This window comes from Paenibacillus sp. OK003 (assembly GCF_900109515.1).
Taxonomy (GTDB): Bacteria; Bacillota; Bacilli; order Paenibacillales; family Paenibacillaceae; genus Paenibacillus; species Paenibacillus marchantiae.
This window is the reverse complement of sequence record NZ_FOBD01000006.1, coordinates 42656-68066: the sequence shown is the minus strand read 5'-3', so window position 1 is coordinate 68066 and position 25411 is coordinate 42656. Positions and strand designations below refer to the sequence as shown.

Below are 25411 nucleotides of genomic sequence, written 5' to 3'. Positions count from 1 at the left end.
TAGCAAAAAGCCCGCAGCTCATGAAAACTGTGGACTCCTTGCATAAATATGTGTTCCATTTAAAATGGAAATCGCTCGATTAATTCTTTTTGCTGCGCACTTCGAAGATGGCAAATTTCAGGTAATGACCTTCGTCTACGCCCAGAATTTGCGGGTGATCCTTACCGGCTGCTTTCCAGTCGATCAGACGCAGTACTTTGCCTGCATCTTCGGCTGCATCCGCAATGGTTTCCAGGAAGAGATCCGGACGCATGTGGTATGAACAGCTTGCCGTTACCAGATACCCGCCCTCATTCACCAGCTTCATTCCTTGCAGATTGATATCCTTATATCCACGGCATGCGCCTTTGACTGCTGATTTCGTTTTGGCAAAGGCTGGCGGATCGAGGATGACCACATCAAATGTTTTACCACCGGCTGCAAGCGCTTTGGACGTATCCACTTTCTGTTCGCCAGCACGTGCACGTACGTTACGCTCATCGAGGCCTTTCACCTGCTCACGCAAGTATTGGAATGCATCCGCAACGACAAATTCAACCCGGTCAGTGAAACCGTTCAGCTCTACGTTAGTACGTGCACTTTCAATCGCATGCTCTGAGATATCAAGGCATGTTACCTTTTTGGCTCCATATTTGCAGGCGTTCAATGTGAAGCTGCCTGTGTGGGAGAAACATTCCAGCACAGTGGCCCCATCCCAATAAGGGAACGTCACAACCTTGCCACTTTTATTCACAGGAAGCAACTGCTGCGTACCATCCTGCTCGGTCTGTTGGAGCGTAATACCACTCTTGTAACCCCAACCCTTCATAAGTGGTTGGATGGCTGCACGATTCTCGCGCTGGTCAAAGAAGTACCCTGTCTTCTGGCCTTCTACGATATCCACCTTAATGAGCAATCCATTCTCCGTTACCGTGACATGGCGCGGGCAATCCCCATATAATGGTCCTTTCGTCTGCTCCAAACCTTCCAGCTCACGAATGGACACATCACTACGTTCATAGATGCCTTCCGGCTGCATCACTTCAATTAGAGCTTGTACAATCGCTTCGCGGCAACGGTCCATGCCGAGTGTGAGCAATTGAACAACAAGGATGCTGCCAAAACGGTCAACGATCAGTCCTGGCAGGAAATCAGCTTCCCCATAAACGAGACGGTATGCCTCTCCATCCTGGATAAAACGCTCCCGGTGGCGCAAGCAATCGCGGAAACGCGCTGCAAAAAACGCGGTGTCCATCTGTTCAAACTCCAATGGTTGATAGGCCACGACTCGAACTGTGATTTGAGATGCAGGATTATAGTATCCCGTCGCAAGATAGCGACCTTGATGGTTCAATACGTTGACCAGATCTCCCGGCTCGGGGTTTCCGTCAACAGAGGCGATTTCATTGTTATATATCCATGGATGTGCGTGTTCAAGCCGCTTTTTGCGGCTGCGTTCCAGTGTAACTGATGGCAAGATAGATCCACTTCTTTCATAGTTAGTTGTTGAAAAGATAGTTTGGTGCAAAGGTGACCGCTACGGGGATGGATTGGACTTTCGATCGCTGTTACATCATTGTACAGATGAACCTCAAATTCCACACTTGCCACTGCGATGACAGAACAACCTTCCGATCGCTGTTATCCCCAGATTTTTTTGATTCCTTTTTTAAAAGGGGAAATCCGGGGATAAAGGCGAGCGCTTCGCTTCTTCAGGTTTTTTCTGCCCTCTCCGTTATCGTGTGAATCTTTAGATCAACCCATATGAGCGTAAGCGTTTCGCTTCTTCAGTTCCAATTCCATTCCCTTCGCTGCGTTTGCAGAATCTCCGTATCTTTGGAATAGGGGCGCGGTAAATTTGGGTGACCTTTAAGATAAATTATCGGTCTTTCAAATGCTGTTGACTCCAGAATTCCGTTAGCCTGTCATGGTTGTCCTTATTTACTCATAGGATGAGAATAAGGATATGCACGGAAGGAATGATGTTAACTCATGTTCAGAGATGTTGTGCTGCCCCTGTTATATGGGCTTCTTATCTTTTTTGGTGGGATGAAGCTGATGGAAACAGCCTTACAGCGGATGGCCGGGCCCATGCTGGCTGGATGGCTGGGCCGAGCTACCTCTGCTCCCTGGAAAGGCATGGCTTTTAGCGCAGGCGCTACTGCCCTGCTGCAAAGCAGTACCGCCGTCACCGTACTCACTATTGGACTGGCGAACGCCAGATTGATTACCTATGGACGCACACTTGGTATTATTCTCGGTACCAACATCGGGACGTGCCTGACCACCGAGTTGGTCGGACTGCAGATCGGACGGGTTTCCCTGCCTCTGCTTGCCTTGTCTCTGACAGGCTGGGCAGTCTTTGTTGTGCTTGGTGAACGAAATCAGTTCGCTCCTGAACGCACACGCCGGACACTGTTTACCATACAATACAGCTTTCTCGCGTCCGCCGGATTTGCCCTCGTCATGACAGGCATTCAAGTGATGCAATCCATTGCCGTGCCCCTGCGTAGTATGGGCGTATTCCAGTGGTTTCTGGATCGATCAGCCGACAGCTTGTGGTGGGGCTTTCTGGCAGGCGCCTGTCTGACGGCGCTCATTCATAGCAGCGCAGCCGTCATCAGCATGGCCATTACGCTCGCAGCCACAGGAGTACTGCCTGTGGAGATCGGCATCGCCATTGTGATCGGATCAAACGTGGGGACCTGTATCACCGCCGTGATTGCAGCCGCTGGCGGAGCATCCGCAGGCAAATTTGTCGCAGCCTCCCATGTCGTATTAAACATTGCGGGGGCGCTGCTATTTATGCCGCTGATCGGCCAGCTGCACGCAGCTTCGGCCTGGCTGTCAGCGGATAACGGGGCACAGATTGCGCATGCCCAGACCCTTTTTAACGTCACCAGTTCACTGCTTGCCTTGCCGTTCTGTTACTTGCCGATTTGGCACAAAAAACCACCGGTCTCCACCCCAGTGGCGAAGTCACCCGTGGCCTGATGCTCAAAACTCTCTCAACAAACAGTAGCGTTACGTCATTCAATAGAAAACAGCTATACGTTAATGCCTAATTTGTTCAGCGCCACTCGTAAAATGTCATCGTTATTATCGTATCCACTTTGCTGCTGTCTGGACCAAGCTTCTTCCGGAGCGTACCAATCCACACCTTTGATTTCTTCAATCTGAGGCTGCAGATCGCCGCTTTCCGCTTCAACGAGATAATAATGAACTTCCTTGTCCACCGGACCAAACTCAGCATGCTGATACGTATAGGCGATGATATCGACGGGTTCTACAATTCGGCCGACCATACCCGTCTCTTCCAGAATCTCACGCAGTGCGGTCTGTTCTACCGTTTCTCCAGCTTCCATTTTGCCCTTGGCGAGAGTCGTTTTGCCGTAGCGATCTACAATCAGTTGAATTTGGAGCTTTCCGTCTTCTCCCGTGCGATAGACGACTCCGCCTGCTGAAATTTCTTTTTTGTTCATATTGCTCTCCCCCATTACGGAATTGACTTCATCTTTTTTGGAAAAAGAAGGACCTCATCTCCACGGGTACGCTCCCCAAGGAAATGAAATCCTTGTTTCTGACGCCTCGATTACATCGCTGCGGACTTGAGATTTTCTTCCAACACACGAACCAGCGTAGCCTGGCTTTCATTCACACCCGCCTCGGTCACTTTGACACGGCATACCTTGCCGACCATATCCAATGAACCATCAAAGACCAGCTGAATGTAGTTGTCACTGTAACCGTGCAGTTTACCACTGCCCTCACGGCCCTTGGCTTCACCTTCAGGAATGACATCCAGTACTTGGCCCACAAACTGCTTGGCGTATGCCAGCTGCATTTGCTCGGAGAGCTCAATCAGTTCATGCACGCGTGCATTTTTAACTTCTTCATCCACCTGATCTTCCATACGTGCTGCAGGTGTTCCGGTACGCTTGGAATATGGGAATACGTGCATTTCGGAAAAACCAATTTTTTTCATCAGCTCGTAGCCATTACGGAACATCTCATCCGTCTCACTCGGGAACCCAACAATAACGTCAGTTGTGATCGCTACATCCGGCATCGCTTCCCGAATGCGAAGCATTTTATTGTAAAACTCTTCGGTCGTATATTTACGGCGCATACGTTTCAATACGGTATCATCGCCCGCTTGCAGCGGAATGTGGAAGTGGCGCACAAGTTTGTCTGAACGTTTGATCACATCCAGCATCCGATCATCAATCTGACTGGCTTCGATTGAGCTGATTCGAATACGCTCCAGGCCCTCCACTTTATCCAAGTCCCATAGCAGATCCGTCAGATCGTAATTCTCCATGTCATCCCCATATCCACCGGTATGTATGCCTGTCAGGACAATTTCCTTGTATCCGGCGTGTACGAGTTGATGAGCCTGTTGGATGATGCTGTTTGCTTCCCGGCTACGGGAAAGTCCACGCGACCACGGAATAATGCAGAACGTACAGAAGTTATTGCAGCCATCCTGGATTTTAAGAAATGCACGGGTACGATCGGCAAAATCCGGTACGTCCATCTCTTCAAATACCCGCGTTTTCATGATGTTGCGCACAGCGTTGACGGGCTGACGTGATTCCTGAATTTCATTGACATATGGCAAGATTTTGTCCCGATCCTGTGTACCGATAACAAGATCCACGCCAGGGATGTCCAGAATCTCTGCTGGTGAAGTTTGCGCGTAACAGCCTGTAACGGCTACAATCGCATCCGGGTTGCGCCGAATGGCGCGACGGATAATCTGGCGGCTCTTTTTGTCGCCGGTATTGGTTACTGTACAAGTATTAATCAAGTATACATCCGCTGTCTGTTCGTCAAAGTCTACCTGATCGTATCCTTCATTTTTGAACAATTGCCAAATCGCCTCTGTATCATAAAAATTAACTTTGCAGCCTAAGGTGTAAAACGCCACGGATGGCATAATTACATTCCCCCCATTTCTCCGGATTCATATAAGACACAAGTTAGCGCCGCCATTCCAGCTGTCTCGGCCCGCAAGATGCGTTTGCCCAGTCCAACGGATACAGCACCCGCCTGATCGGCTTCAATCGTTTCCCTCTCCGAGAATCCGCCCTCAGGTCCAACAACGATCAACACTTCAGCGCTCGCACCAGGTGCAAGCTGCTCCACAAACGGCTTCAATGCGTCTCTTAACTGCTTGCCGTTTTCCTTTTCATAACAATAACATACCAGACTGTAGCCCTCAAAAGAAGATAGCAGCCCTTTCCAGGAAAGTGGCTGCTCGACGGATGGAATGCGGTTCCGATGGCTTTGTTCGGCGGCTTCCTTGGCGATTTTCCGCCACCGCTCCAACCGTTTGCCTTCTTTCTTGGCATCATATTGCACAATTGTACGTTCAGACAGGAAAGGAACAAAGGAAACCGCTCCGATCTCTGTACATCTTTGGATGACTGTCTCCATCTTGTCGCCTTTTGGCAAGCTTTGAGCCACGGTTACGCGTAAACGCGCTTCATGGTCCATTTCGAGAGATTCCACAATATTCGCTGTTACTTGCTGGGCTTCGATGCTTTCAATCTCCACCAAAGCTTCTTTGGCGTTTCCGTCACTGACAATCAGTTTATCTCCAGGTTTACCACGCATCACTTTACCGATATGGCGCGCATCATCACCCGTGATGACCACGGAATGTTCATTAAACTGTTCTGCAGATACAAAATATCGCTGCATTCGTCTATCCACCCATTCTGTCCTGTTATGACTGGAATTCACCCCGCCTGATGGCAGGCGTGAATCCAATCGCCACAGATGATCATACAACTTTTATGTCTATCTGACCAGTATTTCACCCCTAGGTACGTGTTGCTTATCGATATAATTCAATGATTAGTTTTGCCAGATCCACATACATCGTTTGTGCAAACTCATACAACGGTTGAATCGTCACATTTTGCAGCGGAGGTATAACCAGAATCAGCAGGAAGATAAAAATCGACCATTGCTCCACTCCTTGCAGCTTGCGACTGATAGATGGTGGCAATACGTCTTCAAGAATCCGATAACCATCCAGGGGTGGCAACGGTATAAGGTTAAACAGAAACAAGAAAAAGTTCGTCAGGTTAAAAATAGAGAAAAACATGGATATCGCTGTGAGCAATCGCTCATTTTCTATACTCCCCAGCGCTCCCGAACCAACCAATGAAGCGTAAATAATTGTACCGATAATCGCAAGCAGCAGATTGCTTAGTGGCCCTGCTGCAGAGACGATAACACCCATCAATCTTGGTTTGTCAAAGTTCGCCCGATTAACTGGAACGGGTCGTGCCCAACCGAAGCCAGCAATAACGAGCAATAGCACCCCAAACAAGTCAAAGTGTACGACCGGATTGAGGGTAACCCGACCTAGCAGCTTGGCCGTCGGATCACCGAATTTGTTGGCAAAATACGCATGAGAAAATTCATGCACCGTAAAAGCAATCAGGATCGTCAACAGGAAAAACGGCAGTTGATCCAGTGGATAACGAAAGAACGAGTTTAAGTCCATCGGTTACCTCTTTCTGGCCACAAACGCGATCCAGTCCTCATCGCGATGAACCGAACTTATTTCGAAGCCGGAAGCAACGAGCGCATCATGGACGAGCTGCTCTTTATTTTTCCAAATGCCTGAAGTAATATAAACGCCGCCAGACTCAAGCGCATGATAAACATCATCCACAAACAGCATAATAATCTCAGCCAAAATGTTGGCAACGATAACTTTCACCGGAAGCTTCACGCCCAGGGCAGGGTCCTGACTACCCAGAACAGACAGCAGATCACTCTCTTTCACCGTAATTTGTTGTGTCAGCCCATTCAGTTCCACATTTTCCTTAGCACTTGCTACCGCAACCGGATCGAGGTCCAGTGCCAGCACATGTTTTGCACCGAGATGGACAGCTCCAATGGCCAAGATACCAGAGCCTGTACCAACGTCAATAACTTCCTCGCCACCCTGAATGACCGATTCCAGTGTACGCAGGCATAGCGAAGTGGTTGGATGTGTTCCTGTACCAAACGCCATTCCTGGATCAAGCTCAATAATTTTCTCATTTGGGCTTTCCGACGTATACTCTTCCCATGTCGGTTTAATGGTTAGACGTTCCGAGACACGTACTGGCTTAAAATATTGTTTCCAGGCGTTCGCCCAGTCATTTTCATCCACAGTTCGCGTCTCAAAACGAACCTCACCCGTTTGGATATCGAATTCGGAAAGCTGCGCAATGCGAGGACTTACTTCAGATTGCAATGCATCCATGTCCGTACCTTCAGAGAAATATCCTTTGATGACCGCAAAACCTTCAGGAATATCATTCAATGGAGACTCGTACAACTCGCCATACGTTGTATCCCGTTTTTTATTTAAAGTACCGGACTCTTCAATGGAGACCCCTCCAGCACCCGCTTCATGTAAAAAATTTGAAATCATCTCCACAGCTTCTTCTGTGGTATGTATTGTTAGTTCATGCCATAACATACTTCGTTTTTCCTCCTCATTTTTCAAACATCCCAACCATTGTACTACACAAGCGAGCAGGAGTACAAAACCGCGGCAGTAAAAGAAACAACAAAAACAGGATACCCGCAGCCTGACTGCTCGAATACCCTGTTTTAACTATGACTAAACTCGATTAACTTGTTAACAAAAGCGTCCACCGTTCTGCGTAATCATCTCTGCAGCTTGCGGGAGAGAGTCACTGGATACGGATACGGTCAGCAAGATTTCTTGCTTGGACCTGCCTTCAGAGCCAGCATCCGGATCGTCATACACTTGTCCACCCGACAACACCTCGGTCTCATCGCTAATGAGGGAAAGTACATTCAGCTCACCACTGAATCCCCCAATCACAGCCATAGTCGAATTATCTGTGCTCTCAGGCGCTTCCAGATCCACTGAAGACGATGGATCATTCAGACTTTCAATACTCAGTTGGTTCGGGTGCAGCAATTCCAGAGCTCTGCGTGCAGATTCAGCCTCGGACCAGCTCGTAAACACCGCTTCGATAATCACTGCAGAGCGATCTTCAGTCATGAATCTCCCGACCCTGACGACGATCGGCCGCTTCACTGCGGCGCAAAGCCTCTATATCTTCATGATCCGCAGCTTCGGCACTGAATTCCACATCCTCATTTTTGGCGGACTGCATTCGCTTCATCTTTTCCGTTTTCGTTAAAATCTTGCCTGGACGTTCATGTTCTGCCATCGTTATGTTCCTCCTTCAAATTGTATAAGTTCAACTAAAGAGTATTTACACTGACACTCCGATGACAGAACAACCTTCCGATCGCTGTTATCCCCAGATTTTTTTGATTTCCTTCCTTAAAAGGGAAAATCCAGGGATAGCGTATGCTTCCGAAGTAGCTTTCTTACGAAAGCTTTCAGGCGAACGCTTCGCTTCTCCAAGTTTTTTCTGTCCTCTCCGTTATCGTGTAAATGTTTAGGTTGAAACTTATATAGATGCTCAGTGAATAGAAATTAATTGAAAAACTAAATCATACCGCCGGCTTGTTCGATAATGGAAAGGGCGCGGTGATGCAACGCCTCGTCAACGACGACAGTCAGTAATACATCTCTGCCTGTTGGGCCCTCTTGTCCGCCATCGCTCATACCACTGGCAGAAGGATCTGCTGCAGCCATGATCCCCGCGCTCGCATTTGTGCCCAGGGCACCTGGTACCCAGGAAGAAAAACTGCCGGATACGCCTGGTGTATAGGATGCTCCGCTTGGCCCGACACCCGCATAACGACTGAATCGATTGATAGACAGGTCTTCCACTCGCAATGCCTCCAGTTTTTTGGCTGCCCCTTCCGCTTGCTCCGGGCTATGGAAATAAGCCAAAATATTTTTTTCGGTCATCCGGTTCACCTGCTTCCCTAGTTTCGGCATCAGTAAACCACTGAATGCTCATGTCTGGTATCTTTCCGCAAGCGTGCCCATATTATGCAAAAAAGGACACCCTGCGGAAAAACCGCTGTGGTGTCCTTTTTAAATAAATGATTACGACTCAGTCTCCACGGAAAGCCCGTTTCACCCGGTCAAAGAAGGATTGCTCATGCTCATGAGTTTGTTCTCCATCCAGCGCAGCGATTTGGCGAAGCAGATCTTTCTGCTCGTCATTCAGCTTGCTAGGCGTAACGACAACGACTTTCACATGCTGATCCCCTTGCCCCATACCGCGCAGGCGTGGTACGCCTTTGCCTTTGAGACGGAAGTACGTTCCTGTCTGTGTACCGGCAGGTACTTTCAGCTTCACTTTTTCGGACAGCGTTGGAATTTCAATCTCATCTCCCAATGCCGCCTGAGCAAAGGTAAGCGGAATTTCGCAATAGATATCATCGCCTTCACGCTCGAAGAAATCATGTGATTTCACACGGATAACAATATACAGATCTCCTGCTGGTCCTCCGCGCAGACCACCTTCACCTTCACCCGTCATACGCAATTGAGCGCCGTCATCTACACCCGCTGGAATGCGAACATGAATTTTGCGTTGTTTGCGTACTTTACCGCTGCCGCTGCACGTTGTACATTTTTCCTTAATAATTTGTCCAGAACCATTACAGTTCGAACAAGCACGACGGTTGACCATACGGCCAAACGGTGTATTTTGAACCACTTCCTGTTGACCGCTACCTTGGCAGACGGAACAGGTTTCTGGTTTGGTTCCCGGTTTCGCACCTGAGCCATGACAAGTATCACAGCCTTCAGTACGAGGAATGGTAATGTCGGTTTCCTTGCCAAATACCGCTTCCTTGAACTCAATCGTCATGGTGTATTGCAGATCGTTCCCCCGTTGCGGAGCATTTGGATCACGTCGTCCACCGCCACCGCCAAAGAACATATCGAAGATGTCGCCAAAGCCGCCGCCGCCAAAATCGCCACCGCCGCCGAATCCGCCCTGATTTGGATCAATATGACCGTATTGATCATACTGCGCCCGCTTCTGGCCGTCACTGACCACATCATAAGCTTCTTTAACTTCCTTAAACTTGGCTTCCGCGTCAGCAGCCTTGTTTACGTCAGGGTGATACTGACGGGCAAGCTTGCGGTATGCCTTTTTGATTTCCTCGTCGCTGGCATTTTTGCCGACGCCAAGCACCTCATAATAATCACGTTTTTCAGCCACTCTTCCACCCCCATATCATTCACCTTATCGCACATCGTGACAAAAGGAAAGCCAAAGCACGGGAGCCCCGGCTATGACTTTCCCTTCGATCCGAACGTCACCGATGATTAATTCACAAGAAATCGCGAATTAGTTTTGTTTTTTATCTTCATCCACAACTTCGTAATCAGCGTCTACGACGTTGTCACGTTTTGCAGAACCTTGTTGCTCTTCAGCACCTTGAGCTGCTTGCTCTTGCGCTTGTGCTTGCTCATACAGTTTTACGGACAGTTGTTGAACGATCTCTGTCAGTTCTTCTGTAGCGGCTTTGATGTCTTCCAGATTGTCGGAAGCCAGAACGCCTTGCAGTTTTTCTTTTGCAGCATTCGCTTTTTCAACTTCACCAGCGTCAGCTTTTTCGCCAAGATCTTTGATCGTTTTGTCAACAGAGTAGATCAGTTGATCTGCGCTGTTTTTCGCTTCAACGAGTTCTTTGCGTTTTTTATCTTCTTCCGCATGCAACTCAGCATCTTTCATCATTTGTTCAACTTCAGCATCGCTCAGACCGCTGGAAGAAGTGATGGTGATTTTTTGAGTTTTGTTTGTACCTTTGTCTGTTGCAGATACGTTAACGATACCGTTGGCATCAATATCGAAGCTAACTTCGATTTGTGGAACGCCACGTGGAGCTGGAGGAATATCTCCCAGCATGAAGCGACCGAGGGATTTATTACCCGCTGCCATCTCGCGCTCCCCTTGCAGAACATGAATCTCAACGCTTGGTTGGTTGTCTGCATAAGTGGAGAATACTTGGGATTTGCTTGTAGGGATCGTTGTGTTGCGCTCGATCATCTTCGTGAATACGCCACCCGCAGTTTCAATACCCAGGGACAATGGAGTTACGTCAAGCAATACAACGTCTTTCACGTCACCTGTCAGTACGCCCGCTTGTACAGCAGCACCCAAAGCTACAACTTCATCCGGGTTAACACCTTTGTGAGGGTCTTTACCTGTCAGTTTTTTGATGGCTTCCTGTACTGCAGGAATACGTGTGGAACCACCAACCAATACGATTTTATCGATATCGTTAGCTGTCATTCCAGCATCGCTCAGTGCACGACGAGTTGGTTCAAGCGTACGCTCAACCAGACCAGCAGAGATCTCTTCGAATTTAGCGCGGCTCAGGTTCAACTCCAAATGTTGAGGAACGCCATCAGCCACAGTAATGAACGGCAGGGAAATAGTTGTAGTCAATACGCCGGAAAGTTCTTTTTTCGCTTTTTCCGCTGCATCTTTCAAACGTTGAACCGCTGCTTTATCTTTACTCAAGTCAATGCCTTGATCTTTTTTGAACTCACTTACGAGATAATCAATGATCACTTGGTCGAAGTCATCGCCACCCAGTTGGTTATCACCACTAGTTGCTTTAACTTCGAAGAAGCCGTCACCCAGTTCAAGGATGGATACGTCGAATGTACCGCCACCCAAATCATATACGAGAATCGTTTGGTCTTCGGATTTCTCCATACCGTATGCCAAAGCTGCTGCTGTTGGCTCGTTGACGATACGCAGAACTTCCAGACCTGCGATTTTACCTGCATCCTTTGTTGCTTGACGCTGGCTGTCATTGAAGTAAGCTGGTACTGTGATAACCGCTTGAGTTACCGTTTGTCCCAGATAAGCTTCAGCATCGGATTTCAGTTTTTGCAGGATGATTGCAGAGATTTCTTGTGGAGAGTAGTCTTTGTTATCGATTGTTTCTTTGTGGGATGTACCCATATGACGTTTGATCGAGATGATTGTACGATCCGGATTTGTGATCGCTTGACGTTTAGCCGTTTCACCGACAACGCGTTCTCCATCTTTTTTGAAACCCACTACGGATGGGGTTGTACGTGCGCCTTCCGGATTTGGAATAACGACAGCCTCGCCGCCTTCCATAACCGCTACGCATGAGTTTGTTGTTCCTAAGTCAATACCGATTACTTTGCTCATCGGAAAATTTCCTCCCTCGACAATTTAAATGGATCAGCTTGATCCTTATTTGTATTTGTTGTTCCTAATCGTGCTCTATGTGTGTACTAACCTTTATATTAAACTTCGGTGGCATCGTACAATCAAGAGTGAACTCAATTCATTCTGTAATCGAAATTATGAGCTAACTTTAACCATAGCCGGACGAAGTACTTTATCCTTCAGCATATAACCTTTTTGGACTTCCTCGACAACGGTACCTTCTTCATACTCGTCGCTCTCCACGGACATAATTGCCTGGTGGAATTCGGGGTTGAACGGTTGTCCTACCGTATCCATTGACGTCAGACCTTCATTGTTCAGCACAGTCTCCAGCTGACGGAAAATCATTTCAATGCCTTTGGAGAAAGACTCGACTTCCGTACCTTCCGGTACAGTAGCCATTGCACGTTCGAAGTTATCAATGACTGGAACCAGTTCGGTGATCAGCTTCATCGAAGCGTATTTCGCCAGTTCTTCTTTTTCCTTTTGAGTACGACGACGGAAGTTATCAAAATCAGCTTGCGCACGGACAAAACGCTGTTGATGTTCCTCAGCTTCCGCCTTCAAGCGTGCGATCTCACCTTGCTCCTGATCTATCATCTCTTTTGCCTGTGCTTCTGCAGCTCCGGCTTCGTTGACAGGCTCCTGCTCCGCTGCTGTAGTTGTTTGCTGTTCCTGTTCTTCTGCTGCGAATGATTGCTCCTCTTTCAAGATGTTCACCTCCTTATAAGAATGAAATGGTTCATTCCCTTATTTGAAGCGATGCGTTAGCATGGCCGTCAAATCACGGGATAATGTATTTAAAATATGAATGACACGTGCGTAATCCATTCGCGTAGGTCCCAAAATTCCGATGGAGCCCAAAGCCTCTCCATCCAATGAATAGGATGCCGTTATCAGGCTGCAATTGGCGAAGGCTTCATGATCATTCTCGGTGCCTATTCGCACCTGAATACCAGATCCACCCTGCACGGGCATCATCAATTTCATGAGTGTTGGTGTCTCATCCAGCAGGTCAAGAATATCTTTTACCTTTTCAATATCTTTAAACTCTGGCTGGGTCAACATATTGGTGGCCCCACTAAGGAACAGACGATTGTCATGCTCGTTGTCAAAAGCGCTGTTCAGCACCTGCATGACTTCCTCATAACGTGTAATATGCCGTTCCATCTCTTGCCCAAGCTCGGTGTAGAGACGAGACTTTAATTTGTAAATCGGCACGCCGACCAGCTTGCTGTTTAATAAACGAACTACATTCTCCATCTCCGCTACCGAAATTTCGGGTGGAATCTGAACTGTCTTGTTCTCCACCTGACCCGTGTTCGTTACGATGATGGCTACAGCTTCGTTTTCATTAAGCGGAAGCAGTTGAAAATGACGAAGTGACGTGTGAAAAACTTCCGGTCCGAGCAGGATCGAAGTATAATTCGTCATATGTGACAAAATGACTGAGGCATGCTGAATAACTTGTTCCATCACGTTCAGCTTTTCTGCAAAAAATGACTTCAGATCGTCCAGCTCATGCGGCTCCACCTGATTCCAGGGAACCAAATGATCGACATAATATCGATAGCCTTTGTGTGAAGGTATGCGTCCTGCCGATGTATGCGGCTGTTCCAGAAAGCCCATATCTTCAAGATCCGCCATTTCATTACGGATCGTCGCCGGACTGTATCCAACATCTCCCCTTTTGGAAATGCTCCGGGACCCTACGGGCTCAGCTGAACGGATATAGTCATCCACTATAGCGTTCAGAATCATTCGTTGACGCTCTGTTAACATGGTGAGTATTCCCTCCTTCTGACTGTACTGTCCCATGTCGTTAGCACTCCGGTTAGATGAGTGCTAAGCGGTAATACAAAAATACCAAAATGACGTGAGCATTGTCAAGTCAGTTTGATGAGTACGCTCATCTATTTATAGTATAGACCAATGTCTCCAAGACATAACAACTTTACTGTACATCTCATGAATTAAAAAGAACCGCAGGTGAGATAGAGTATACTCGGCTCAATCCATACGGTTCATTCATTTATCAGGCTGAAATATTCAACTCTTTCAATACAGCAATCTCATCACAGCAATCCTGCTTGCTGCAATGAACACAGTCGGTCCATACTTTCTCCGGAAAAATTTCCTTGTTCACAACGGCAAAACCGTTTTTGAGAAAAAAGGACACCTCATATGTCAACGCCATGACCTTGGGAATTTGCTGTTTCTCCGCTTCCTCTACCAGCCGGTCCAGCAGCAGTGAGCCAATGCCCATGCCTTTGTGACCTTCGGAGATGCCGAGCGATCTGACTTCCACCAGATCATTTCCCAAACGGCAGAGAGATCCACAGCCTACAACCTGACCATTCACTTCTGCTACAACAAAGTGCTCCAGCTGCCGTTGCAGTACTTCCCGTGAACGCGGAAGCATGATCCCACGCTCTGCATAGCCCTTAATCATTTCAAATAATGGTTCAACATCTTCCGGTACGGCTTTTCTGCATATGGCCGACATCCAGCTCTCCTCCTATAAGAAGCTTTCCAGAGGAAAGCTGACTTCGTAGTTGTATAAATTACACGCTCTGTAAAATCAATATGAATAAATATACAACAGAGCGTATAGAATTTCAAGCTACGAATTCAGCGATATAGACCCGATAAACTCGGCAAAAACGTCATTTCCGAACAGGATGCCCTGTTCACTAAGCCGGAAGCCGTCTGGCGTCTTCTCCAGCAGTCCTGCATTCAGCATTTTGCCCAAAGGCTTCGCAAACACTTCCTCCATAGGCTCCCCGAACTGATCGTTAAACCGTGAGGATGAAGCACCTTCCAGCATTCTCAATCCAACCATCAGATAATCTTCCATTGCCTCGGCGCGGCTGATCTCAAAATGATCGAGACGCGGCAGACCTCCTTTGGAAGCTTCCACATACGGGTTTATACCTTTTATATTCATATGGCGTTCGCGGCCTACATATCCATGTGCACCTGCACCCAGACCGTAATAGTCCTCATTACGCCAGTACGTGATATTGTGACGGCTCTCGAAGCCGGGTTTGGCAAAGTTACTGATCTCGTATTGTCCGTAACCTGCTTCTTTCATACGCTTCATTAATAGAAGATACATTTGCAGCTCGTCGTCTTCATGAGGAAGCGGTAGCTGGTTCTTCTGATACAACGTATGGAAAAGCGTATTCTCTTCCACCTTCAGGCTGTATATGGAGTAATGCGGCAGATCCAGTTCTAGCGCCTTGTCGATACTCTCGTTCAGCATCTCGACAGTTTGGTTTGGCAAACCAAACATGAGGTCAATGGACAAATTATGCAATCCAGCTGCTCGGGCATTTTCCAAACTGCGGTATACATCATCTGTATTATGAATCCGGCCAATACCTGTCAGCAGATCATTTTGAAAAGCCTGTACCCCAAAGCTGACACGATTCACTCCGCCTTCTTTCATAACGGCGAGCTTCTCTGCATCGGTCGTGCCCGGGTTAGCTTCCATTGAAAACTCAATATCATCTGCCCAATTCGGGAAATAGGTCTTAACGGACTTCAGGAATACGGCCATTTCGTCCGGTTTCAGTGCAGTCGGCGTACCGCCGCCCACAAATATGGTTTTGATTTCTCCCGGCGGATTCGCTTTAACCGTATGTTCCATCTCCCGTTCCAGCGCTTCAAGGTACTGCATAACAGGCTGGTCCTTCAATACATAGGAGTTAAAATCGCAGTAGAAACATTTATTTGTGCAAAAGGGAATGTGAAGATACACCGCTTGGGGTGCACCTGTTTTCCGGCTGTGTGCTGCCAATGTCATGGCAAGTCCCCCTCTATTTGAAAAAAGGAAAGCCATCCGGCTTCCCTTTCAGCTTGGTTTATTGGTTATTCTGTGCTGTACCTACGTTTGCAAGCAAACGTCTTTAATCTAGTTTGAATACACACATTCTGTGCTGTACCCGAGACAAAATATCGTTTATCCTTTCATACACAAATTATTGATGTACCGAAAGGGTTCACGCGACGTTTGCAAGCAAACGTCTTTAATCTAGTTTGAATACACACATTCTGTGCTGTACCTCAAATTAGATTGTTTAATCATCAATTTTCAGCACCGCCATGAATGCTTCCTGCGGCACCTCTACGTTACCAACCTGCTTCATCCGCTTCTTACCTTCCTTCTGCTTCTCAAGCAGTTTCCGTTTCCGCGAGATGTCACCACCATAACACTTGGCAAGTACGTTTTTACGCATTGCTTTTACCGTTTCACGAGCTACAACTTTGGTACCCACAGATGCCTGGATCGGCACCTCGAACATTTGCCGTGGAATCAGCTCGCGCAGCTTCTCACAGATAATGCGGCCGCGGTTATACGCACGATCACGGTGAACGATGAAGGACAAGGCATCGACTTGCTCACCATTGAGCAAGATATCCATTTTCGCCAGATTAGACTGACGATAACCGGACAGCTCGTAGTCGAAGGATGCATATCCTTTGGTGCTTGATTTCAATTGGTCGAAGAAGTCATATACAATCTCGGACAATGGGATCTCATACGTAATGGTAACCCGAGTTGTGTCCAAATATTCCATATTCACATATTCACCGCGTTTATTCTGACAAAGCTCCATGATAGTACCTACGTAATCATTCGGTACGATAATGGCTGCCTTAACGTATGGTTCCTCAACAAAATCAATTCTGCCCACCTCAGGATAGTTGGATGGGTTGTCAATTTGCATGACTTCACCATTGGTCAACGTCACGTGGTAAATTACGCTTGGTGCAGTCGTAATCAATGGAATGTTGAACTCACGCTCAATCCGCTCCTGGATAACATCCATGTGAAGCAGTCCAAGGAATCCGCAACGGAATCCAAAACCGAGTGCACTGGACGTCTCCGGCTCAAAGCTGAGTGATGCATCGTTCAACTGCAATTTCTCCAAGGCCTCACGCAGGTCAACATAATCCGATGTTTCAATCGGATAGAGACCGCAGTACACCATTGGATTAATTTTGCGGTAGCCTGGCAAAGGTTCAGGTGTTGGATTTTTGGCATCTGTCACCGTATCCCCGACTTGTGTATCACCTACATGCCGGATACCTGCAACGATAAACCCAACATCTCCGACGTTCAGCTCGTCCACGATGGTCATACGCGGTTTGAACGCTCCAACTTCAATGACTTCAAACGTTTTGCCTGTTGCCATCATTTTAATTTTGGAACCTGATTTAATCTTGCCGTCTACAACACGTACGTAAACAATTACGCCTTTGTACGGATCATAGTGCGAGTCAAAAATCAGCGCTTTCAAAGGCTGATCAGGATCACCTTGTGGAGCTGGAACACTTTGCACTACTTGCTCCAGAATTTCTTTGATACCGATGCCTGCCTTGGCTGAAGCCAAAACTGCATTGCTTGTATCCAATCCAATGACATCTTCCACTTCCTGTTTAACCCGATCCGGGTCAGCACTTGGAAGGTCAATTTTGTTGATTACCGGTAAAATTTCAAGGTCATTATCCAAAGCCAGGTATACGTTAGCCAGTGTCTGGGCTTCAATTCCCTGTGCCGCATCCACTACCAGCAAAGCACCTTCACATGCAGCAAGGCTGCGTGATACTTCATATGTGAAGTCTACGTGTCCAGGTGTATCAATCAGATTCAACAGATACTCTTCGCCGTCATCGGCTTTGTAAGTCAGCGCTACCGCCTGCAGCTTGATCGTAATTCCGCGTTCGCGTTCAAGGTCCATTTGGTCCAATACTTGTTCTTGCATTTCACGTGTAGTTAGCGCACCTGTGTACTCCAAGATCCGGTCCGCAAGTGTTGATTTGCCGTGATCTATATGTGCAATAATTGAAAAGTTACGAATTTTACGTTGTCTTGCCCGAATGTCAGTCATTCCTTACCCCCAGAAACAGCCTAGTGTCAATCACTTCATTATAACAGTTGATGCAGGGTGCATCAATCCCGCGTTGCCTCAACTTTATAATTATCGTCACCATTGCGAAATCCCAAGGGTATATTTTGCCTATATATCATAGCCTTTTATTCAGCGACTCCGCTAAATAAGGATACTACCCACTTCATCCCGTTATGGGACAGATTTTGAAGAAGACCTGCCGTTTTGTCAGCCAGCACGTCGACCGGTGCTTTGCTCTGCTCTGCGCCAAGCACCTGACTCGGTGACAGAACAGGTACCCTTGGAGGTTCTTTGACCTCCTGTTGTACTGACGCGGCCGGAACAGACTCGGCAGCCGGTGACACCGGCTCCGTTTTCACCACTGCGGGGTTGCCGGTCCAATCATCGCCCCTATTAAAGCTGCTGCCTGCCAGCTGCATTCCAAACAGAACACCCAGCAACATTAATACACAGATGGAAAACAATCTTTTGCCGAATCTGGACACATTCCTCGCCTCCTGTTATATCTTCGATTCTTCTATTCTTCCATTCTTCCATTTCAGGAATACTAGCCATTAACCACCTTGTGAAGATTTTTCCGCACTTGCTTTGTCCACCTTCTGATCATCCCAGTACACCTGTGCAATCATATCGGCGAGTACTTTGGATGTCCGTTCCAGTTCAGCAGCCGTATTGTCGATGCCGCCAATCTCAATCAATATGCTGTTGGGAGAAAGCGTCTGGTTGTATTCACCATTGTTGGCCCCGCCGCCGTCCTTGCCCCAGACGCCCCGAGATACCCCTGGATATTTCGCCTCCAGCTTCTTATGAATTTTGGCCGCAAAGGCTTCATTCTGCTGCCAGTTTGGATTTTCATGCCCTATAATAAAATATACTTTGGCATAACCCAGATTATTAATGGTCGTCGTTGTTTTGTTGTGACGTTGTGAATCACGATGAATATCGATGAGATACGTAAGATCATCATATTGAGCGAGTGCAGCTTTCACCGTTTGACGAGAGTATTTATAGGAATAATTCCAGTTATAATCCTTGACCTTGGTCGGATAATCTTCCTGTGCATGTTCCACCCCAATCCCAAGCTTCTCTAAACTGTCCGACAAGTAGGACCCCACTTGAAAAACATTGCCCGTTGATTTGCCGGAGGAAGGATTGTCACTCTTCGTGCCCAAGAGTGGATTATATCCTTCACGTGGATGGGAATGGTAAACAAGGATTGCTTTTTTCCCTGTCGTTGGTTTGCTAGGTTCATCTTGACCGCCACTCTTCGGTGGGGGATCCCCCTTTACTTCACCATCACCCGGATCCTGCGGATCGGATGGATCGGTATCATCTTGACCTGGTGGGATATGCTGCTCGCCACCTGACTTTCCTCCGCCCGCTGAGGCGGTATCAATGAGTCCAGGACCCGGCTGATAATCTTCAGGAGCTTCAGCTTTTTCATTTCCTGACCCCGGTCTCAGTAGTACGGGTTGATTGGAACCCATGCCAGGCATTTCTCTAGCGATCAGGCTTTTGGGGTCTTGCGGATTCACATTCGTCAGCAGTTGGAATACAAACGAAGTCAGATTCTCACCAGAAAATGCAGAAACCTGTTCCTTCTGAGTTAGATGCGGCATTTCCATGCCGAGCATGTCCACAAAAAAGCTGCTTGATACGGCTCCCGCGAATCCTTTCATAGAAGAAACGGGTGAGCTATTCAAACGCTTTTCTGCCATGCCTCCCAGACCGAGTACAACAAAAAACAAAGCAGATATGATCATAAGCAACAACAACGTACGGCCCATGGCCAGCACGTGCAAACATCTCTTTTTCCATTTACCAATATTCCAGGCCAATATTTTGTTCATTGCTTCTGTCTCCTTCCCTGCTGGACAACGCTTATACTTCAACTCTATGAGCCTGCCAGATTTGATAGAACAGGAAAAAGAAGATTGCACAAAAAAAGAAAGTCCGATAGATTCGGACCTTCTTCACAGGAGTCTCAAACATTTTAGACTTCAAAATATTAATTAATGGGTGTAGGCAGCTACATTCTCAGCATTCACCGCATCATGGAGCGCTGCATTCAGACCTGTTGCAATAATATTGGCAATATCCTCGACAAATTCATCGATTTCTTTGGGGGTAACGATCAAATCGTGACCTAGTGGCTCCAACACCTCTTTAACCAAACTGAGGCGGTCATTTTCACCGATATCGTCCAGCATGCCCATAATCTGTTTCGTTTGATCGGTCTCTTGACGAAAATGAGTACGCATCATTTCGATGACGTTATTCACGATGGTTGACGCATAACATACGGTAGGTACACCAATGGCAATGCAGGGAACACCCAATATTTCACGTGTCAGTCCGCGTCGCTTGTTCCCAATACCTGAGCCAGGATGAATGCCGATGTCTGCCACCTGAATCGTTGTATTAACACGTTCGAGGGAGCGTGAAGCCAGCGCATCAATCGCAATGATTGCATCCGGTTTCGTTCGATCCACGATCGCTTGCACGATGTCACTGGATTCTATACCCGTTGTACCCAGCACACCTGGCGCAATGGCACTGACTTCCCGATACCCCGGGGCAACCTGATCCGGCACCAGCTCAAAATACTGACGGGTAACCATCAGATTCTCCACGACCAGCGGACCAAGTGAATCAGGCGTGACGTTCAGGTTGCCCAAACCCACAATCAGCACCTTGGACGTCTTGTTAATTCCCGCTTTGGCCAAAAAATCTTCCATCTCCCGCGTGAATTCTGCCGCCACCCGCTCCTGAAGATCGGTATCCCCGTTACGAAGCGATGGGACCTCCAAAGTGACATAGTGCCCCTTTACACGCCCAATTGCTGTAGCGGCTGCATCATCAAGCACATCAATACGTGTGATTTTGATACCGTCTTTCTCATCCACATCCTCCCGCAGCCCGGGAATCGTCTGTTTCTGTCCCCCCTGAGCCATCTCCTTGGAGTCAATTGCCAAGTCGGTACGAACTGCATAATTTTGCAAATCCAGTGTCATCTGTCCCTGCCTCCCTTACCGCATTTGAGCATATTGTGTGGGAAAATGGTGTGCTTTATGCAGCACCATCGAACATCATAGGAAAATTGGTTGCAATTTGCATGCCAGCGTGCTAGAATATTTTAAGTTGTGAAACGTTTGTATTCATGCAAATGCCTTACAGGAGGTGAATGTAATGCCAAACATCAAATCCGCTGTTAAACGCGTAAAAACGAGCGAGAAGCGCCGCGCACTCAACGCTTCCCAGAAATCTGCACTCCGTACAGCTGTTAAAGCTGCTGATGCTGCTCTGGTAAGTAACGAAGTTGATACTGCAAAAGCTGCGATTCAAGCTGCTTCCAAAAAGCTGGACAAGGCTGTAACTAAAGGTCTGGTTCATAAAAATGCTGCAGCCCGCAAAAAGTCTCGCTTGGCGAAAAAACTGAACGCTCTTTCCGCACAAGCGTAAGAAGCGTTACTTATACGATCTAATGGAAAAATCCTGAACAGCACGAGCTTTCAGGATTTTTTAGTATCTGATTCTATAAGCACTCATTTAAACGAAGCGGCCTTGATTCCGATGATCTCACCATCAACGGAATCAAGGCCGCCTTGTGTTACAGTTTTCTCTAAGTTTAAGCTCCGAGCCTTAACAAGAAAAGCTCCAGTCCGAGCATTTTATCCACTGCCCCGGTCTTCATCTGATAATCCAGTTCACTGAGATGACTCAGAATCAGCCTCAAACGTTCTGCCTGAAACTTGCGAGCCTGTTCACCAGCAATTTTGACAGCATACGGATGCAGACCAAGCTGACTGGCAATCTGCTGTTGGGAGTAACTCTGCTGCCCTAACTCTTTTACCTGAATCATAATTCGGAATTGACGGGCAATCAACGCTGCAATTTTGATCGGTTCTTCACGCTGCTTCAGCAACTCATAAAAAAGACCCAAAGCCTTCTCTAATCTCAAGTTAGCAAGCTCCTCCACCAACGCAAACACATTCTGCTCGGTACTTCGCGCCACCAGTGATTCGATATCCGCGCGTTTGATCGTGCCTCCGTTACCAGCGAACAAACACAACTTGTCCACTTCCGCAGATAACGTCTGCAAGCCTGTTCCTGCATAACTCACAAGCGTGTCAGCTGCTCCCGTCTCAAAAGATACATCCCGTTGCTTCGCCAGCTTTACAATCCAACCCAGCAGCTCTTCACCACTTAGCGGAGCGAATGCAAGGACAATGGCTTGTTTCTTAGCTGCCTTGACTAGTTTTTTACGCTCATCCAGCTTATCCCCTTGGGCCAGAAACACAATCGTACTATAATCTGCCGGATTGTCCATATATGTAAGCAGCCGATCAATCTGGTGATCCATTTTGGAATCCTTGCCTGCTGTAAACAAATTAGCATCGCGAACGATAATGAGTTTACGTGGAACAAGAAAAGGAACCGTCTCCGCTTCTTCAATAACCACCTCCACAGGTGTCTCAGAGAGATCATATGGAATGATCGCAAATTCTCGGTGTTCTTCTTCAATTACCTGTTGTTTTAACATATCCGTAAATTGCTGTATCTGGTACTTCTCCGTTCCGTACAGCACATATACCGGAGCCGTTTCTCCATTACGTATTGCCTTTGTCGCACTCTTTACATCCATCACGGTGCCCCCTTATCCCTATTATCCTACCAGAAAACGTGACAGACAACAAAGGGGCCTTACATCCGGTTAACGGATGAAGGCCCCTGTCCTACATCTATATAAACGCTGACACCAACAATTCTAGAAAAAGCTGGTGCGCGGTCATACGACGTCAGTTATGCAAACTGAGATAGGACGTTGTTATTACTTTCAATATATTCTTGATACAACAGAAATGTTCGGCAAGTCTTAAGGCCAAACGTATAATTTACAGCCTATTTGCCAGAGGTCCCGCTTGAACCAGTGGACACATTAAACGATTTCTTCACTGTTGTCCCATCTTGATCCGTCTCGTAATTGAATACGGTGCTATCCTTGGACCAGCTCGCAGATTTTAGTGTACCCTCCACATTACGTTGCTCGACCAGATTAAGCACATCCGGGTCAGCGGCAGATTTAGAGTAAATGCTGATCTGATCGCCGAGCAGCATGACCAGATAGGAGCCATCGGGTGACTTCCATTCTTTTGGAGTCGTCGTGGCAAGGGCACCTGAATCCGTGGCAGCCAATCCCTTATTTCCTCCCGCTGCATCCATGTTTGTCTCGGAATCAGGACTTGTCACGCCCGCTGTCGGCTCTTCTACCTTAACATCAGGCATATCCTGAGAAGTAATGAATGATTGTGCATCCCCATTTTCAGGCTCCGTTGCTCCGCTCTCCGTAGAACCTGCCGAAGGTCCGGCAGCAGCTCCTGAATCCTGACTTTTTTGCTGATCCGCACGCTTCGTACTATCAGCAGGATTGGAACTGGAAGGGGCGTTTTTCGCTGCATCACTCTTGTTCAATTCCGATCCCGTATCCGGCTGTTTAGGAGTTTGGCCTTCCTTCAATTCCGGTTCCTGCACCTTCTCTGAACCGTTTTCTTCAGGACCAACCTCTTGAGTTGGTTCATCTTGGGCGGATGGCTGACTTTCCGAATTGTCAACCCACACACTGTTATCACTCTGTAGAGAGGAGGAAGAATCTTCATTGTTGATCTCTCTGCTCAGTGGATTTTGATCCTCATTCCCGCCTTCTTGGGTACTGCCCGTGCTCATCATCATTTCTGCATTTTCAATCTTCTCTGGCTGATATCCAAAAATGGCAACGCCCAGTACAACAGCGGCTGCTGCTGCGCCCATAGACATCCGGCCTGCCATAGAATTCAACCATTTTTGCTTCGGTTTCCGCTCACTTGAACGCTGTAAATTCTCAAATGCAGCAGGGACAGGACTCATTTCCTGTATGGTACTGCTTTGTTCCCTTTTCGCTTCGTCGATTGCATCCAGCTGCGGCATAATGGCATCAACCAGACTGAATCTCGGGGTTACCTGCGGCAAATCTTCCAGTTCTCTGGAGAGAGCTCTGAGCAAACTAAAATTTTCGGCGCACTCCGCGCATTGGGCCACATGCTGTAGCATCTGCGCAGTTTCCGCCTCGCCCAGATCATGATCCAGATACCGGTGCATCCATTCCACCACCTCTTCGCATTTCATCCTGTCACACCACCTTTCTGATACTCCTGTAGTAGATTCTGTAATTGCTGTCTGGCTCTAAATAAATAAGATTTAACCGTATTCAACGGAAGATCGAGGCAATCCGCAATTTCGTTATAGGATAAGTCCTGCAAATATCTTAGAACAATAACGGTACGATGATGCTCAGGCAGCTTGTTGATGGCATCCTGAATATCCTTTGCCACATATGTGGACATCACTTCGAATTCCACATCCTGATTGTCCTGAAAAACCATATCATGCTCGTCAATGGAGACGGAGGGCTTGGTCCTTCTGAATTTGTCAATACAGATATTCGTGACGATGCGCTGAACCCATGTCTTAAACTGGGCCTTTTCCTCATATGAATTAATCTTGGTGTAAATTCGGATCAACGCTTCCTGAGCAGCATCCAAAGCGTCCTGTTCATTATTTAGAATGTAATATGCGGTCCGATAAACATGCTGTTCAATGTCCCGCAATAGGGTAATTAGAGCGTCGCGATCGCCCGATTGAGCGGCTCTGATGAGTTCCGGCTCTACCACAAAGGATCCCCCTCTCCCTGCAACCTTACAGACGTGACCATCAATAAAATTGTTGCAAAGTTAAGTATTTTTTTTATTGCCATAACAAAATAACGGCTTATGTATTTGGGGCCGCTGAAATCTTCTCTTAGAATAACAGAAATTGCATAACGAGTCATCAAGCCTGCTCAAAAGTCATTCCAGTACTTACACGACTCAATTTTATTACAATGGCATACATTATAGCTAACAACACTTATAGCATTGAAAATGAAAAAGTTCAAATTTTGTACAAATTTAAGCTCATTTTAATGTAATTTTCATGAAAACAGTGTATTGTAAATTTACATTCATAACACGAGGTGATGAGCATGCCAGCTCTTGCAAAAATTCAAGCGTTAAAAGAACAAATGCCCAAAGAATATCAAAGCATATCCCATTTTGTGGAACATGCATTGCAGTCTATCGATACCCTGGTTGAGGAACATCGGAAATACACCGCTGCACAGGCTTTATACGGCGATAAAATCGTCGGATCGGAAGAACGCTTGTACAGAGAAACCGTGCTTGATGTACGAGCACAGCTCTTGCTGACGCTTGAGAAGACCGTAGAAGATCTGTTGCACAAAGGCGACAAACATTGGAGTAAACACTTCAAAGATGGCGTTGAATAATTCGTTGTTATAAGTCATTT

The 25411-nt window shown here is 47.2% G+C and carries 25 protein-coding genes; 3 read left to right on the top strand and 22 right to left on the bottom strand.

The features are described from left to right. Positions 1-79: 79 nt before the first annotated feature. Entirely contained in the window at positions 80-1456 is a 1377-nt protein-coding gene (locus tag BMW94_RS10540) for a class I SAM-dependent rRNA methyltransferase (protein WP_090998068.1), read from the bottom strand. A gap of 515 nt (positions 1457-1971) precedes the next feature. On the opposite strand from BMW94_RS10540, the gene BMW94_RS10535 reads away from it, so the two are divergent. Next, positions 1972-2973 carry a Na/Pi cotransporter family protein gene (locus BMW94_RS10535; RefSeq protein ID WP_090998066.1) on the top strand — a complete coding sequence of 334 codons (1002 nt, stop codon included), beginning with the start codon at positions 1972-1974 and terminating at the stop codon, positions 2971-2973. A 53-nt stretch (positions 2974-3026) separates the two neighbouring features. On the opposite strand, the gene BMW94_RS10530 is transcribed toward BMW94_RS10535, so the two are convergent. From BMW94_RS10530 to gpr, 18 genes are all read right to left on the bottom strand, one after another. Next, on the bottom strand, positions 3027-3461 hold the full coding sequence (locus tag BMW94_RS10530; RefSeq protein WP_090998062.1) for an NUDIX hydrolase: 435 nt from the start codon (positions 3459-3461) through the stop codon (positions 3027-3029). Positions 3462-3571: 110 nt separating this feature from the next. Next, positions 3572-4918, bottom strand: coding sequence for a tRNA (N(6)-L-threonylcarbamoyladenosine(37)-C(2))-methylthiotransferase MtaB (gene mtaB, locus BMW94_RS10525; protein WP_090998059.1), 1347 nt, complete (start codon positions 4916-4918; stop codon positions 3572-3574). A 2-nt stretch (positions 4919-4920) separates the two neighbouring features. Next, positions 4921-5685: a 16S rRNA (uracil(1498)-N(3))-methyltransferase gene (locus BMW94_RS10520; protein ID WP_090998056.1), complete on the bottom strand. Its 765-nt coding sequence runs from the start codon at positions 5683-5685 to the stop codon at positions 4921-4923. 136 nt (positions 5686-5821) lie between these two features. Continuing rightward, positions 5822-6499 (bottom strand): site-2 protease family protein, encoded by a 678-nt coding sequence (locus BMW94_RS10515; protein ID WP_063567293.1) that lies wholly within the window; start codon positions 6497-6499, stop codon positions 5822-5824. A 3-nt stretch (positions 6500-6502) separates the two neighbouring features. Further along, positions 6503-7468 (bottom strand): 50S ribosomal protein L11 methyltransferase, encoded by a 966-nt coding sequence (gene prmA, locus BMW94_RS10510; RefSeq protein WP_090998053.1) that lies wholly within the window; start codon positions 7466-7468, stop codon positions 6503-6505. A gap of 162 nt (positions 7469-7630) precedes the next feature. Further along, the gene (locus BMW94_RS10505; RefSeq protein ID WP_090998050.1) at positions 7631-8023 is read right to left on the bottom strand and encodes a hypothetical protein; all 393 of its coding nucleotides are present in this window, start codon (positions 8021-8023) and stop codon (positions 7631-7633) included. Next, positions 8016-8195, bottom strand: a complete 180-nt coding sequence (locus tag BMW94_RS10500; RefSeq protein WP_024628492.1) for a YfhD family protein — start codon at positions 8193-8195, stop codon at positions 8016-8018. The genes BMW94_RS10505 and BMW94_RS10500 overlap by 8 nt, the downstream gene beginning before the upstream one ends. 284 nt (positions 8196-8479) lie before the next feature. After that, entirely contained in the window at positions 8480-8848 is a 369-nt protein-coding gene (locus BMW94_RS10495; RefSeq protein ID WP_090998048.1) for a hypothetical protein, read from the bottom strand. A 148-nt stretch (positions 8849-8996) separates the two neighbouring features. After that, a complete protein-coding gene (gene dnaJ / locus BMW94_RS10490) occupies positions 8997-10118 on the bottom strand; it encodes a molecular chaperone DnaJ (RefSeq protein ID WP_063567290.1) in 1122 nt (373 codons plus the stop codon). Positions 10119-10247: 129 nt separating this feature from the next. Next, entirely contained in the window at positions 10248-12092 is a 1845-nt protein-coding gene (gene dnaK, locus BMW94_RS10485) for a molecular chaperone DnaK (RefSeq protein WP_090998045.1), read from the bottom strand. Between the two features lie 156 nt (positions 12093-12248). After that, the gene (gene grpE / locus BMW94_RS10480; RefSeq protein WP_090998042.1) at positions 12249-12824 is read right to left on the bottom strand and encodes a nucleotide exchange factor GrpE; all 576 of its coding nucleotides are present in this window, start codon (positions 12822-12824) and stop codon (positions 12249-12251) included. A 39-nt stretch (positions 12825-12863) separates the two neighbouring features. Beyond that, positions 12864-13895: a heat-inducible transcriptional repressor HrcA gene (gene hrcA, locus BMW94_RS10475; RefSeq protein ID WP_090998038.1), complete on the bottom strand. Its 1032-nt coding sequence runs from the start codon at positions 13893-13895 to the stop codon at positions 12864-12866. 253 nt (positions 13896-14148) lie between these two features. Then, the gene (locus BMW94_RS10470) at positions 14149-14619 is read right to left on the bottom strand and encodes an N-acetyltransferase (RefSeq protein WP_063567287.1); all 471 of its coding nucleotides are present in this window, start codon (positions 14617-14619) and stop codon (positions 14149-14151) included. Positions 14620-14736: 117 nt separating this feature from the next. Beyond that, entirely contained in the window at positions 14737-15921 is a 1185-nt protein-coding gene (gene hemW, locus BMW94_RS10465; protein WP_090998035.1) for a radical SAM family heme chaperone HemW, read from the bottom strand. A 274-nt stretch (positions 15922-16195) separates the two neighbouring features. Beyond that, the gene (gene lepA, locus BMW94_RS10460) at positions 16196-18010 is read right to left on the bottom strand and encodes a translation elongation factor 4 (RefSeq protein WP_090998032.1); all 1815 of its coding nucleotides are present in this window, start codon (positions 18008-18010) and stop codon (positions 16196-16198) included. A gap of 146 nt (positions 18011-18156) precedes the next feature. Further along, on the bottom strand, positions 18157-18516 hold the full coding sequence (locus BMW94_RS10455) for a hypothetical protein (protein ID WP_090998029.1): 360 nt from the start codon (positions 18514-18516) through the stop codon (positions 18157-18159). A gap of 69 nt (positions 18517-18585) precedes the next feature. Then, positions 18586-19881: a stage II sporulation protein P gene (locus BMW94_RS10450; protein WP_090998026.1), complete on the bottom strand. Its 1296-nt coding sequence runs from the start codon at positions 19879-19881 to the stop codon at positions 18586-18588. Between the two features lie 162 nt (positions 19882-20043). Continuing rightward, on the bottom strand, positions 20044-21045 hold the full coding sequence (gene gpr / locus BMW94_RS10445; protein WP_063567283.1) for a GPR endopeptidase: 1002 nt from the start codon (positions 21043-21045) through the stop codon (positions 20044-20046). Positions 21046-21220: 175 nt separating this feature from the next. Here gpr and rpsT point away from each other — a divergent pair, with 175 nt between their 5' ends. Continuing rightward, positions 21221-21493, top strand: a complete 273-nt coding sequence (gene rpsT, locus BMW94_RS10440) for a 30S ribosomal protein S20 (protein WP_090998024.1) — start codon at positions 21221-21223, stop codon at positions 21491-21493. A gap of 166 nt (positions 21494-21659) precedes the next feature. Here the strand turns inward: rpsT and holA are convergent, their stop codons facing one another. From holA to BMW94_RS10425, 3 genes are all read right to left on the bottom strand, one after another. Beyond that, positions 21660-22676, bottom strand: a complete 1017-nt coding sequence (holA, locus tag BMW94_RS10435; protein ID WP_090998022.1) for a DNA polymerase III subunit delta — start codon at positions 22674-22676, stop codon at positions 21660-21662. 257 nt (positions 22677-22933) lie between these two features. Continuing rightward, the gene (locus BMW94_RS10430; RefSeq protein ID WP_090998021.1) at positions 22934-24193 is read right to left on the bottom strand and encodes an anti-sigma factor family protein; all 1260 of its coding nucleotides are present in this window, start codon (positions 24191-24193) and stop codon (positions 22934-22936) included. Next, positions 24190-24738 carry an RNA polymerase sigma factor gene (locus BMW94_RS10425; protein ID WP_024628507.1) on the bottom strand — a complete coding sequence of 183 codons (549 nt, stop codon included), beginning with the start codon at positions 24736-24738 and terminating at the stop codon, positions 24190-24192. The genes BMW94_RS10430 and BMW94_RS10425 overlap by 4 nt, the downstream gene beginning before the upstream one ends. Before the next feature lie 350 nt (positions 24739-25088). Between BMW94_RS10425 and BMW94_RS10420 the strand changes: the two genes are divergently transcribed. Then, positions 25089-25391, top strand: a complete 303-nt coding sequence (locus BMW94_RS10420; protein WP_053781298.1) for a hypothetical protein — start codon at positions 25089-25091, stop codon at positions 25389-25391. The last annotated feature ends 20 nt before the right edge of the window (positions 25392-25411 follow it).